This is a genomic window from Allobosea sp. LjRoot237, assembly GCF_964253285.1.
Classification (GTDB): Bacteria; Pseudomonadota; Alphaproteobacteria; order Rhizobiales; family Beijerinckiaceae; genus Allobosea.
Genome location: NZ_CAXUQP020000001.1, coordinates 5,442,204 through 5,454,585, shown reverse-complemented (window position 1 = coordinate 5,454,585; position 12,382 = coordinate 5,442,204). Strand labels below are relative to the sequence as shown.

Below are 12,382 nucleotides of genomic sequence, written 5' to 3'. Positions count from 1 at the left end.
GGCGCGAGATGCTAGCGCAGCAGCCCCTCCGCTTTGAAGGCTTTCCGCAGCCGCTCGGGCTGGAAGACCGAGAGGCATGGCCAAGGGTGTTCGGATTGATGATGAGCTTGGAGAACCGACCTCAGGCCGGAGCGAGCGCCGCTTCCGCCCGGGTGCAGCGCACGATGCGACCTTCGCCCAGCACGATCGCCGGCGGCAAACCGGTGCGGCAGCGGTCCTCGGCATGCTTGCAGCGCGGCGCGAAGGAGCAGGAGGATGGCGGCTCGTTCAGCGCCGGCGGCGCGCCGGGGATGGCCTCGAGCCGCTCGCCCTTCCTGGCGCCATGCAGATTGGCGGCGAGCAGGCCGCGCGTATAGGGATGCTGTGGGTCGCTGATCAGCTCGCGCACCGTGCCGGTCTCGACGATCTGGCCGGCATACATCACGGCGAGCCGGTCCGAGACTTCGACGGCGACGCCGATGTCATGGGTGACGAAGATCACGCCCATGCCGAGATCGCGCTGGAGCTGGCGCAGCAGCAGCAGGATCTGGATCTGCACGGTGGCATCGAGCGCTGTCGTCGGCTCGTCGGCGAGCAGCAGCTTCGGCCGCGCCGCCAATGCCAGCGCGATCATGGCGCGCTGGCGCATGCCGCCGGACATCTCGTGCGGATAGGCCTTCAGCCGCCGCTCCGGCGAGGGAATGCGCACGAGCTGGAGCAATTCGAGCGCGCGCTGCATCGCGGCCTTCTTGCCGATCTTCTCGTGCCGGACGATCGCCTCGGCGATCTGCTCGCCGACGGTGTAGACCGGATCGAGCGCCAGCATCGGATCCTGGAAGATCATCGAGGTGACGCGGCCGCGATAATCGGCGAGCTCCTGAGGTCCGAGCGCCAGCACGTCCCGGCCGTCGACCATGACCGTGCCGCCGATATCGGTGCGGCTCTCGGGCAGCAGCCTGAGCAGCGTCTTCAGCGTCACGCTCTTGCCGGAGCCGGATTCGCCGAGGATGCCGAGCACCTTGCCGGGCTCCAGCGTCAGCGAGACGCCGTTGACGGCATGGACATTCTGCGTGCCACGGAAGCGCACGGTGACGTTCTCCATCACGACGAGCGGCGGGCTGGTCGAAGCCGAGCTCATGCGGCATCCTCCAGCGCCGGCGCCCGGCTATGGCCCGATCCCGCGATCTCCATATGACAGGCGGCGAGCCGCGCTCCGGCACCGGTCCGGGTCAGCGCCGGTTTCACCTTGGCGCAGACGGTCTGCGCCTGCGGGCAGCGCGGGTGGAAGCGGCAGCCCTCGGGCGGGTTGATCGGGTTCGGCGGATCGCCGGCGAGCGGGGCTTCCATCGTCCGGTTGTCCGGGTCCATCGACGGCATCGCCGAGAGCAGCGCCCGCGTATAGGGATGGCGCGGATCGTCGTAGAGCTCCTCGACCGGGCCGATCTCCACGACCTCGCCGAGATACATCACCATGACACGGTCGCTGATGAAGCGGACGACATTGAGGTCGTGCGAGATGAAGATGTAGGTCAGCCCGAACTCCTCGCGCAGGTCCATCAGCAGGTTGAGCACCTGCGCCTCGACCGATTTGTCGAGCGCCGAGACGGCTTCGTCGAGGATCACCAGCCGTGGCCCGAGCGCCAGCGCGCGGGCGATGTTGACGCGCTGGCGCTGGCCGCCGGAGAGTTCGTGCGGATAGCGCGCCGCGAAACGGGCCGGATCGAGCCCGACGCGGGCGAGCAGGTCGCGGGCGCGGGCGATGGCAGCGCTCCTGGAAATGCCGTGAACCGTCGGCCCGAAGGCGACCGAATCCTCTATGGTCAGCCGCGGATTGAGCGAGGCGTAGCTGTCCTGAAAAACCATCTGCGCCTGGCGGCGGTATTCCTTCAGCGACAGCGCCGCGCTGCCGACGGCTTCGCCGTCGAACAGCATCTCGCCCTTGTCCTGCAGGATGAGCTGCATGACGACACGCGCGGTGGTCGACTTGCCGCAGCCGGATTCGCCGACGACGCCGAGCGTCTCGCCCTTCAGCACCTGGAAATCGACGCCGTCGACGGCGCGCACCACGGCGCCGCGCCCGAGCGGAAAATGCTTGGTCAGGGTGCGTGCCTCGAGCAGCGGCGTGCCGGCGCCGCCGCGGTCGCGCTCTTCAATTGATATTTCAAGCGACATGCCGGTCAGCCTTTCACATCCATGGCCGAGCGCAGCCCGTCCGAGAGCAGGTTGAACGAGATTGAGGTGATGAAGATTGCGGCGCCGGGCAGCGCCGCGACCCAGGGCTGGACATAGATCGCGGTACGCAGCGTGTTCAGCATCAGCCCCCATTCCGGCGTCGGCGGCTTGGTGCCGAGGCCAAGGAAGGACAGGCCCGAGGCCAGGATCATCGAGACCGAGATCAGGCTGGTGGCGTAGACGAAGATCGGCCCGAGCACATTGCCGAGGACATGGACGCGGATGATGATGCCCGGCCCGGCCCCGCTGGCGCGCGCCGCCTCGACATAATCCATCGAGCGCACCTGCGTCGTCACGCTCTCGGCGATGCGCGCGATCGGCGGGATGAAGACGATGGTCAGCGAGAGCAGCGAGTTGAAGACGCCGGCGCCGAGCGCGCCCGACAGCGCGATCGCCAGCAGCACCGAGGGGAAGGCGTAGAAGATGTCGACCGTCCGCATCGTGATGGTGTTGAACTTGCCGCCGAAGAAGCCGGCCGAGACGCCGATCACCGAGCCGACGGCGAAAGCGATGAACACCGGCACGACGCCCATGAACAGCGACAGCCTGGCGCCATGGATCAGGCGCGAGAGCATGTCGCGGCCGAGCTCGTCGGCGCCGAGCGGATAGCCGGGCGTACCGATCGGCCGCAGGCGCCGGAGCATCGAGGAGCGCGTCGGGTCGGCTGGGGCGATATAGTCGGCGAAGACCGCCATCAGGATGATCGCCAGCACGACGATGCCGGCGCCGACCGCGACCTTGTCGCGTTTGAAGCGTGTGAAGACGCCGGCCCAGTAGCCCGGCGAGCGCAGCGGCTGCGTGATCGCGACCGGGACCGCACCGGTGGTGACAGCGCTCATCTCAGCGCCTCCTGACGCGCGGGTCGAGCAGGCCCTGGACGATGTCGACCAGGACGTTGAGCCCGACGAAGAACATCGCCAGCACCAGGATCGTGCCCTGCAGCAGCGGCAGGTCGCGCTGGAAGATGGCATTGCCGAGCAGGAAGCCGGTGCCCGGCCAGGAGAACACCGTCTCGATCAGGATCGAGCCGCCGAGCAGATAGCCGAGCTGCAGGCCCATCACGGCGAGCGCGGTCGGCGCCGCGTTCTTGACGACATGGCGGAAGACGCCGAAATCCATCAACCCCTTGGCCCGCAGGGCCGGGACGAATTCCTGGTTCAGGATGTCGGCGACGAGGGCGCGCACGGTGCGCGAGATGATGCCCATCGGGATCACCGACATGGTGACCGCCGGGAGGATCATGTGGCTGACATGCTCCCAGTCCCATTTCCAGGCGGCCGAGCCGCCCGGCCCGGCGCCGCCCGGCGGCAGCCAGCCGAGCTGCACCGAGAACACGATGACCAGCACCATGCCGAGCCAGTAGTGAGGCACGCTGACGCCGAGCACCGCCAGCATCGAGGCGAACTTGTCGAGGAAGGAGCCGCGGAAATAGCCGGCGACGAAGCCGAAGAAGCAGCCGAGCACGAAGCCGATCACGGTGGCGAGGCAGGCGATCAGCAAGGTGTTGCCGACGGCGCGCCAGACCTCGGCGGCAACCGGGCGGCCGGTCGCGATCGAGGTGCCGAGATCGCCCTGCAGCGCCTTCCACAGCCAGAGCCCGAATTGCACCGGCAGCGGCCGGTCGAAACCGTAGATCTTGCGCAGCTCGTCCTGCATCTGCTGCGAGGCGTCGGGCGGCAGCACCGAGGTCAGCGGGTCGCCCGGCGCGATATGGACGAGCAAGAAGCAGAACACACTGACGCCGAGAGCGACCGGCAGCACATAGAGGATGCGCTTGGCGAGATAGATCAGCATGGCCGGCGCCGCGCTTTCATCGCCGCCTCACTTGTCCATGGTGATCGGCGAGAAGTCCTGGAACCAGTTCTGCGCCTGGACGAAGCCCTTGACCTTCGGCGAGAGCGCCCGCGGGTTGACGTCGTGCGTCACCATCAGGAAGAGCGCGTCGTCGACGTATTTCTCATGCGTCTTCTGCAGGATCTTGGTCTGCTCCACGGGATCGAAGGTGGTGCGGATCTGCGCGAAGAGCGCGTCCATCTCCGGATCGCAATAGAGGCCCCAATTGGTGCCTGCCGGCGGCTTCAGATCGCATTGCAGATGCCGGATCAGCCCGGTGAAGGGGTCCTGGATGAAATAGGTGTAGTTCATCCCCGTCGCCTTGCGCGAGGATTCATGGTTGGCGCCGGCGCGCCAGATATTGATCAGCGTGTTCCACTCGACCACCTCGAAATCGATCTTGATGCCGATCTCGGCGAGGTTCTGCTGCACGAATTCGTTCATCGGCAGCGGCTGCATCTGGCCCGAGCCCGAGGGCGCGATCAGGATGCGGGTCTGCAGCGGCTTTGCAGGCGAGTAGCCGGCTTCGGCGAGCAGCTTCTTGGCCTCGGCCTGATCGAGCCTGAGCTTGAATTTCGGGTTTCCGAACCATTGATGGCCGGGCGGATAGAATCCCTCGGCCGGGATCATCATGCCGCCGAGCAGCTCCTTCAGCCCCTCGCGGTCGACGGCGAGATTGGCCGCCTTGCGCACCCGGATGTCGTTCCAGGGCGAGCCCTCGGCCCGCGACAAATGCCAGGTCCAGTTATGCGGATAGGCGTTGGTGACGATCTTGAAACCGGCGCCCTTCAACGAAGGGATCAGGTCCGGCGACGGCGCCTCGATCCAGTCGACCTGTCCGCCGCGCAGCGCCGCGGCGCGGGCGTTGGCTTCCGGCAGCGGCAGCAGCACGAGCTTGTCGAGCTTCGGCACGCGCGCCTTGTCCCAATAGTCCTTGAACGGCGTGAGCTCGGCGCGCTCGCGTGGCTGGAAGGCGGTGAGCTGCCAGGGGCCGGTGCCGGACGGCGTCTTGGCGAAAGCCTCCCAGCTCTTGCCGAGTTTCTCCCACTGCGCCGGCGACGACATCATCACCCAGGCGATCTGGTAAGGCAGCGTCGCGTCCGGCGCCTTCGTGGTGATCTCGACCTTGTATTTGTCGATCACCTTGTAGCCGGCGACGGCCGGAATGCGCGAGCGGCCTTGTGCGGCCTGGCGCTGGTCGAACTGGGCCGCCTCGGTCTTGAGCAGCTTGTCGAGGTTCCAGACTACGGCCTCGGCGGTGAATTCCGAGCCGTCGTGGAACTTCACGCCCTCGCGCAGGACAAACGTCCATTTCGTCTTGTCGGCAGCGTCGACCGCCCAGCTGGTGGCAAGGCCCGGCATCAGGTCGGACGCCTTGTCGGCCTTGCTCAAGTCCCAGTTGATCAGCGCGTCATAGACCGTATAGCCCATGAAGCGCATGCCTTCGCCGCCCTGGTCGGTCTGGCCGGTGGTCAGCGGGATGTCGGACGCCGTCATCCCGATGCGCAAGATACCCTGAGCGGAAACTGGTTGCGCGAACAGCGCGACGCCGGCGGCAAGCGACAAGGCGAGAGCGGAACGGATCATCGGCTACCTTCGATCTGGAAGAATTCTCGAACCGGCTCAGCAAGTGGCGTGCCATTATCCGGCGTCATGCCCGGGCCTGACCCGGGCATCTCCGGCAGGAGATCCTCGGGTCGACCTGCGGTCGCCCGAGGATGACGAGGCCTAAAGCCTCGTCACTCCATCGACATCGGCGCAAGGTCGATGAACCAGCTCTTCGGCTGGACCACGCCCTTGACCTTGGCCGAGAGCGCGCGCGGGCCGACATCATGCGCCACCCAGACGAAGGGCGCTTCCTCGACGATGCGGGCATGGAGCTTGGCCAGCGCCGCGTCGCGGGCGGTGCCGTCGAAGGAGGTGCGGGCGTCGGCGATCAGCTTGTCGAACTCGTCATTGCCGAAATAGCCCCAATTGTTGGAGACCGGCGGGAAGGTCTTGGTCGAGACGAAGCGGACCATGGCGAAGAACGGGTCCATCGCCGCATAGGTGACGTTGGTCGCGTTGGCGCCGCGGGCATTGGCGTGCTTGGCGCCTTCGCGCCAATTGGTAAAGACGGCATTCCATTCGCCGACCTCGAGCGCGACGTCGAAATAGCAGTCCTTCAGCGCCTGCTGCATGAACTCGTTCATCGGCAGCGGCTGCATCTGGCCGGAGCCGGAGGCCGAGGTCAGAACCTTGACCTTCGCCGGCTTGGATGCCGAGAAGCCGGCTTCGGTCATCAGCTTCTTGGCGGCATCGAGATCGTATTTGATCTCGAACTTCGGATTGCCCCACCAGGGATGGCCGGGCGGCACCGTGCCCTTCGGCACCTCCATCAGCCCGCCGAGCAGGGTCTTCAGCTCCTCGCGGTTGACGCAAAGATTGGCGGCGTGGCGCACCTTCTTGTCGAGCCAGACCGAGCCTTCGGCGAAGGAGAGTTGCCAGGGCCAGACATGCGGCTGGGCGTTGGTATAGACCATGAAGCCGCGCTGCTTGATCTGCGGTACGGCGTCGGGCGACGGCGCCTCGATCCAGTCGACCTGACCCGAAAGCAGAGCTGCGGTCCGGGCATTCGCCTCGGGCAGCGGCAGCAGCACGACGCGATCGATCTTCGGCACCCGCTTGGGGTCCCAATAGCTCTTGTTGGCGACCATCTCGAAGCGCTCGCGCGGCGAGAGCTTGACGCCCTTGAACGGACCGGTGCCGGAGGGGTCGGCCGAGAAGGCGGCCCAGGCCTGCTTGGAGCGCTCGGCCGGCTCGGTCACCGAAGCCGGCACCGCCGCGAGCTTGGCTGCCCAATGCGCAGGCGAGGCCATGTAGAGATTGGTCAGGTTGATCGGCAGGAAGGCGTCGGGCTCCGAGGTTGTGAGCTCGACGGTCAGCGGGTCGACGACCTTTGCCGCCTTCAGGGTCGGCATGCGCGAGACAGTGACGCCGATCTGGTCCGGGGCGAACTGCGCTGCCTCTTTATTGAGCACTTTGTCGACATTCCAGACGACGGCGGCGGCATCGAAGGCGGAGCCGTCCTGGAATTTCACGCCGGGCCTGAGTTTGAAGACCCATTTTGTCTTGTCGTTGGCATCGACCGCCCACTCGGTCGCGAGGCCGGGAATGACGACGCTCGCCTTCTCGGCCGAGGACAGATCCCAATTGGTCAGCCCGTCATACATCGGGATGCCGGTGAAGCGATTGCCTTCAAAACCCTGGTCGGGCTGGCCATGAGTGCGCGGGATATCCGCGGCGGTCATGCCGATGCGCAGCACTTTCTCCTGGGCCAGCGCGGTGGTGGCCAATGCGGTCGAGAATCCGAACGCCAGCACTGCGGCGCGCGTGATGAACCTGGACGACATGACGATGCTCCCCTCAAGGCCCGGCGTTGGTTCGCGCGGATCGAGGAGGAGCTAGCAATGGGCGTGCCATTGGATCCGGCGGGCCGTCTGCCTCCGCTGACATTCAAAATCAATCTGTGAAGACGACGGCCTTCTTGCCGTTGAGCAGCACGCGATCCTCCAGATGGTAGCGCACTGCCCGGGCGAGCACGCGCCGCTCGATGTCGCGGCCCTTGCGCACGAGGTCGTCAGGCGTGTCGCGATGGCTGATGCGCTCGACGTCCTGTTCGATGATCGGCCCCTCGTCGAGGTCCGGGGTGACGTAGTGCGCGGTCGCGCCGATCAGCTTCACGCCGCGCTCATGCGCCTGGTGATAGGGCTTGGCGCCCTTGAAGCCCGGCAGGAACGAGTGGTGGATGTTGATGCAGCGCCCGGCGAGCTTGGCGGACAGGCCGTCCGACAGGACCTGCATGTAGCGGGCGAGCACGACGAGGTCGGTCTTGCTCTCCTGCACGATCCGCCAGACCTCCGCTTCCTGCTCCATCTTGGTCTGGCGCGTTACCGGCAGATGGTGGAAGGGCAGGTCGCCGATATCGATCGAGGCGATCGCGGCGCGCTCATGGTTGGAGACGATGCCGACGATCTCCATCGGCAATTCGCCGATCCGCCAGCGATAGATCAGGTCGACCAGGCAATGGTCGAACTTCGAGACCAGCAGCAGCACGCGCTTGCGGGCGGCGGCATCGCGCAGCGAGACGGTCATCTTGAAATGCGTCGCCAGATCATCGACGAGGCTACGGATCTCGGCGGCGCTACGAGCGCCTTCCAGCCGGTCGAACACGACCCGCATGAAGAAGCGGCCGGTTTCGAGGTCGTCGAATTGCTGTGCGTCGCGGATGTTGCAGCCGGCCTCGGCCAGCAGCGTCGAGACGGCGGCAACGATGCCCGGTCGGTCGGGGCAGGACAAGGCAAGGATCATAGGAGAATTGGACATGAGGAAGGATCAACCCGCTCGCACGGGCCCTTGAAGGATGAGGATCTGGAAAGGTCGGCGGAAGGGATGGCGCGCTGCGCGCTGCCGTCAACCTCGGCCCGCTGCGCGGTCTATAGAAACCCGGCAGCCGAACTCGGCGGCTGAGGCGGCGAGCCAGGACCAGAAGCTGCCCACCATGCTGCGTGCGACCATGATCTCGAACACCGATCCGTCCGGTCCGTCGGCGAGCTGCCAGAGATGCAGACCGATATGGGCGACGCTCGTCAGAGCGGCATCGCCGACAGCGAAGGCAGCAGGGTGGAGATCGAGCATCACGCCCTTGGCCAGCGCGGCACGCACATGCGGGCCGCTGAGCCGCATGGCCGCGCGCGCATCACTCAGGTCGCTGACGGCAGCCTGGGCCGACAGCGCCTCCAGAAGGTCGGCGAAGCCCTCGCGCGCGGCGGCGCGCAGCAGCCATTGATCGGGGCCGGACCAGATCGCATCGTGAGATGCACGCGAGACGATGCGTGGCGAGGACGGCAAGGCGACGCCGACCCGGCTTTCGACGAGGTCAGACAAGGCTGCAGCCCCGCCCGGCGCGGCGATCAGTGTCGCCAGGCCGAAGCCGTCGAGCAAGGTCGCGGTGACGCCGGCCGGGCCGGGCGAGCCGATCTGCCCTGCCTGCGCGATGCCCGCCCAGGCGCTGCGCGGCACCCATGAGGGCGCTGTCTCAGCCATGGAGGCGGGCTCCTTCGGGATCGACGAAGACGGGCGAGCAGATCTCAACGACGACGTCGCCATTGCGCACCGGGTCATAGGCGCGCACGCGCTCGCCGATGCGAGCGGCGCCACCCCTGATCAGGCCAAGGCCGATCCAGTGATCGAGATGCGGCGAGCAGGCGACCGAGGTCATGTAACCCTCGTCGTTCTCCATCACCGCCGGCCTGCCGACGCCGATGAAATGCGCACCAGCCCGCAGGCGCTGGGCGGGGTCGACCGGCTTGAAGCCGACGAAGGAGAGCCGGTTCTGCTCGACCAGGGCCTGCCGGCCCGCCATCAGCCGACCGACATAATCCTTCTTCGACGACATCATCTTGCCGAGGCCAAGATCGCGCGCCGTGGTCTGGCCGTTGAGCTCGTTGCCGGCGACATGGCCTTTTTCGATGCGCATCACACCGAGCGCCTCGGTGCCGTAGGGCGTGATGCCGAAGGGATTGCCCGCCTGCATCAGCGCCCGAACCATCGCATCGCCATAGTCCGCCGGCACGGCCAGCTCATAGGCGAGCTCGCCCGAGAAGGAGATGCGGAACAGCCGCGCCGGTATGCCGCCGCCGACAGTGACGGCGCGCGCCGCGAGATAGGGCAGGGCCTCGTTCGAGAGGTCGTGCTGGGCATCGACGACGCCGCGCAGGGTTTCACGCGCCTTCGGCCCGGCGACGGCGACCTGCGCCCATTGCTCGGAGACCGAGACCATGCGGAGGTCGAGCTCCGGCCAGAGCACCTGGTGGCAGAATTCGAGATGTTGCATCACCTTGCCGGCATTGGAGGTGGTGGTCGTCATCAGGAAATGCGTCTCGCCGAGGCGCGAGGTGGTGCCGTCGTCCATGACGAAGCCGTCCTCGCGCAGCATCAGCCCGTAGCGGGCCTTGCCGACAGGCAGCGTTTTCCAGCCGTTGGTGTAGACCCGCTCCAGGAACTCGGCGGCATCAGCGCCCTGAATGTCGATCTTGCCGAGCGTCGAGACGTCGCAGATGCCGACGCTCGCGCGCACCGCCTTGACCTCGCGGTTCACCGTCGCCAGCCAGTCCGCCTCGCCGGGGCGCGGATAGTATTGCGCCCGCAGCCAAGGGCCGGACTCGACGAAGACGGCGCCTTGCTCCTTCGACCAGTCATGGGTCGGGGCAAGGCGCACCGGCCTGAAGTCCTTGCCGCGATGGTGGCCGGCGAGCGCGCCGATTGCGACCGGTGTATAGGGCGGGCGGAAGGTCGTGGTGCCGGTCTGCGGGATCGTTCGGCCGGTCTGCTCGGCCATGATCGCGAGCCCGGAGAGGTTCGAGGTCTTGCCCTGGTCGGTCGCCATGCCGAGCGTGGTGTAACGCTTGAGATGCTCCACCGGCCGGAAGCCCTCGCGGGCGGCGATCTCGACATCCTTGTCGGTGACGTCGTTCTGGTAGTCGACGAAGGCTTTCCCCTTGCCGCCGCTCACCCGCCAGAGCGGTGCAAGCCCTGTCGTCTCCGGATCGGTCGCTGGGGTTGGCTCGACCGCCTTGGCGGCGAGACCGGCCTCGGTGGCCGCCTCACGCCCGAGCCTTGCACCGTCCTCCAGCGCCTGTGCCAGGGTGAAGCGCCCGGCGGCGCTGCCCGCGACCGCAAGACCCGCCGGCAGGCTGCCCGGCACGAAGCATTGCAGCGCCTCGTCCCAGGCCGGCTTGCCGTTCTGGTGCGAGGTCAGGTGCAATGTCGGGTTCCAGCCATTCGAGACGGCGAGCAAGTCGCAGGCGAGCTCGGTCACCGTTCCCGAGGCATCGCGGATCGCGACGCCGCTGATCTGCCGTCCACCACGCGTGCCCGTCACAGCGCCGCCGGCGAAGAGCCGCGCGCCGAGCCTGTCCGCCAGCGCCTTGCGCGCCGGATCGGCGGGACGGGAATCGACGATCGCAGCGACCTTGCCACCCGCCGCGGCGATGTCGCGCGCTGTCGTCCAGCCGTCGTCGCCCGCTGTGAACAGCACGCTCTCGCGGCCGGGCAGCACGCGATGGCGGTTGACGTAAGAGCGCACCGCCCCGGCCAGCATGACGCCGGGCCGATCATTGCCTGCAAACACAATCGGCCGTTCGAGTGCGCCCGCAGCGAGGATCGCCCGCTTGGCATGGATGCGCCAGCCGCGCTGGCGCGGCTGATGCGCCGGCGGCTCCGGCAGATGGTCGGCGACCTGCTCGACCGCGCCGTAGATGCCGTGGTCGTACAGGCCGAACACGGTGGTGCGCGGCATGACCCGCACCTCCGGCAGGCTTTCGAGCTCGGCCAGCGTCGCGGCAAGCCATTCGGCGGCCGGCTTGCCGCCGATCTCGCGCCTTTCCGCCAGCAGGCGTCCGCCCAGCCGGAAATCCTCATCGCAGAGGATGACGCGGGCGCCGCTGCGCCCGGCCGCCAGCGCGGCTGCGAGGCCAGCCGGCCCGCCGCCGATCACCAGCAGGTCGCAGAAGGCGAAGGCTTTTTCGTAATGGTCGGGATCTTCCGCTCCGGCAGCGCGGCCGAGGCCGGCGGCGCGGCGGATCAGCGGCTCGTAGAGCTTCTCCCAGAAGGAGGCCGGCCACATGAAGGTCTTGTAGTAGAAGCCGGCGACCAGCGCCGGCGAGATCAGCCCGTTGAGCGAGAGCAGGTCGAAGGCGAGCGAGGGCCAGCGGTTCTGGCTCGCCGCCTCCAGCCCGGCGAACAACTCGACCACTGTCGCGCGGGTGTTGGGCTCGCGGCGCGCACCGGAGCGCAGTTCGACCAGCGCATTCGGCTCCTCCGGCCCGGCCGAGAGGACGCCGCGCGGACGGTGATATTTGAACGAGCGGCCGACCAGGCGCACACCATTGGCGAGCAGCGCCGAGGCCAGCGTGTCGCCGGCATAGCCTCGGTAGGATTTGCCGTCGAAGCTGAAATCCAGCGCCCGGCCGCGGTCGATCAGGCCGCCTGAGGCGAGGCGGAAAGGCTGTGCGCTCATGCTGCCGCTCCCGCTTTGCGCGCCTTTGCGGGCTCGACTGCCGCGATCATGTGGGTACGGGTGTCGCGTGTGACCACCAGCCAGGCATGGCAGCCGGCGGCGTGATACCAGAGCTCGCGATGGACACCGGCCGGGTTGTCGCGCTGATAGACGTAATTAGCCATCGCGGCCTCGCTCGCGGCCATGCCATCGGGCCGCTGCGGATCCGCGGCGCCGAGATAGCTGAATTCCTGGGCGTCGCGCGCGCCGCAATGGGGACAGGTGATGCGCATGATATCC

Annotated in this window: 10 protein-coding genes; all 10 read right to left on the bottom strand. The window is 67.3% G+C overall.

Features of this window, described 5'->3' with window-relative positions; translation table 11 throughout:
- Positions 1-121: 121 nt before the first annotated feature.
- Positions 122-1,117 carry an ABC transporter ATP-binding protein gene (locus ACSQ24_RS26445; RefSeq protein WP_436097571.1) on the bottom strand — a complete coding sequence of 332 codons (996 nt, stop codon included), beginning with the start codon at positions 1,115-1,117 and terminating at the stop codon, positions 122-124.
- A complete protein-coding gene (locus ACSQ24_RS26440; RefSeq protein WP_436097570.1) occupies positions 1,114-2,151 on the bottom strand; it encodes an ABC transporter ATP-binding protein in 1,038 nt (345 codons plus the stop codon). Before ACSQ24_RS26440 ends, ACSQ24_RS26445 begins: the two co-directional genes overlap by 4 nt.
- 5 nt (positions 2,152-2,156) lie before the next feature.
- Positions 2,157-3,050 (bottom strand): ABC transporter permease, encoded by an 894-nt coding sequence (locus tag ACSQ24_RS26435; RefSeq protein ID WP_436097569.1) that lies wholly within the window; start codon positions 3,048-3,050, stop codon positions 2,157-2,159.
- A gap of 1 nt (position 3,051) precedes the next feature.
- Positions 3,052-4,005, bottom strand: a complete 954-nt coding sequence (locus tag ACSQ24_RS26430; RefSeq protein WP_436097568.1) for an ABC transporter permease — start codon at positions 4,003-4,005, stop codon at positions 3,052-3,054.
- A gap of 27 nt (positions 4,006-4,032) precedes the next feature.
- Positions 4,033-5,631 (bottom strand): ABC transporter substrate-binding protein, encoded by a 1,599-nt coding sequence (locus ACSQ24_RS26425; RefSeq protein ID WP_436097567.1) that lies wholly within the window; start codon positions 5,629-5,631, stop codon positions 4,033-4,035.
- A 152-nt stretch (positions 5,632-5,783) separates the two neighbouring features.
- Positions 5,784-7,436 carry an ABC transporter substrate-binding protein gene (locus tag ACSQ24_RS26420; protein WP_436097566.1) on the bottom strand — a complete coding sequence of 551 codons (1,653 nt, stop codon included), beginning with the start codon at positions 7,434-7,436 and terminating at the stop codon, positions 5,784-5,786.
- Between the two features lie 109 nt (positions 7,437-7,545).
- On the bottom strand, positions 7,546-8,409 hold the full coding sequence (gene purU, locus ACSQ24_RS26415; protein WP_436097565.1) for a formyltetrahydrofolate deformylase: 864 nt from the start codon (positions 8,407-8,409) through the stop codon (positions 7,546-7,548).
- A gap of 87 nt (positions 8,410-8,496) precedes the next feature.
- Complete coding sequence (locus ACSQ24_RS26410) at positions 8,497-9,129, bottom strand: sarcosine oxidase subunit gamma (RefSeq protein WP_436097564.1); 633 nt, start codon at positions 9,127-9,129, stop codon at positions 8,497-8,499.
- Positions 9,122-12,103 (bottom strand): sarcosine oxidase subunit alpha family protein, encoded by a 2,982-nt coding sequence (locus ACSQ24_RS26405; RefSeq protein ID WP_436097563.1) that lies wholly within the window; start codon positions 12,101-12,103, stop codon positions 9,122-9,124. The genes ACSQ24_RS26410 and ACSQ24_RS26405 overlap by 8 nt, the downstream gene beginning before the upstream one ends.
- A complete protein-coding gene (locus ACSQ24_RS26400) occupies positions 12,100-12,375 on the bottom strand; it encodes a sarcosine oxidase subunit delta (protein WP_436097562.1) in 276 nt (91 codons plus the stop codon). Before ACSQ24_RS26400 ends, ACSQ24_RS26405 begins: the two co-directional genes overlap by 4 nt.
- Positions 12,376-12,382: the final 7 nt, after the last annotated feature.

Excerpts from the sequence above, each read along its gene's own strand:
- ACSQ24_RS26435 (WP_436097569.1), bottom strand. The coding sequence starts at position 3,050 with ATGAGCGCTGTCACCACCGGTGCGGTCCCGGTCGCGATCACGCAGCCG.
- ACSQ24_RS26440 (WP_436097570.1), bottom strand. The coding sequence starts at position 2,151 with ATGTCGCTTGAAATATCAATTGAAGAGCGCGACCGCGGCGGCGCCGGC.
- ACSQ24_RS26400 (WP_436097562.1), bottom strand. The coding sequence starts at position 12,375 with ATGCGCATCACCTGTCCCCATTGCGGCGCGCGCGACGCCCAGGAATTC.
- ACSQ24_RS26430 (WP_436097568.1), bottom strand. The coding sequence starts at position 4,005 with ATGCTGATCTATCTCGCCAAGCGCATCCTCTATGTGCTGCCGGTCGCT.
- purU (WP_436097565.1), bottom strand. The coding sequence starts at position 8,409 with ATGTCCAATTCTCCTATGATCCTTGCCTTGTCCTGCCCCGACCGACCG.
- ACSQ24_RS26445 (WP_436097571.1), bottom strand. The coding sequence starts at position 1,117 with ATGAGCTCGGCTTCGACCAGCCCGCCGCTCGTCGTGATGGAGAACGTC.
- ACSQ24_RS26410 (WP_436097564.1), bottom strand. The coding sequence starts at position 9,129 with ATGGCTGAGACAGCGCCCTCATGGGTGCCGCGCAGCGCCTGGGCGGGC.
- ACSQ24_RS26425 (WP_436097567.1), bottom strand. The coding sequence starts at position 5,631 with ATGATCCGTTCCGCTCTCGCCTTGTCGCTTGCCGCCGGCGTCGCGCTG.
- ACSQ24_RS26405 (WP_436097563.1), bottom strand. The coding sequence starts at position 12,103 with ATGAGCGCACAGCCTTTCCGCCTCGCCTCAGGCGGCCTGATCGACCGC.
- ACSQ24_RS26420 (WP_436097566.1), bottom strand. The coding sequence starts at position 7,436 with ATGTCGTCCAGGTTCATCACGCGCGCCGCAGTGCTGGCGTTCGGATTC.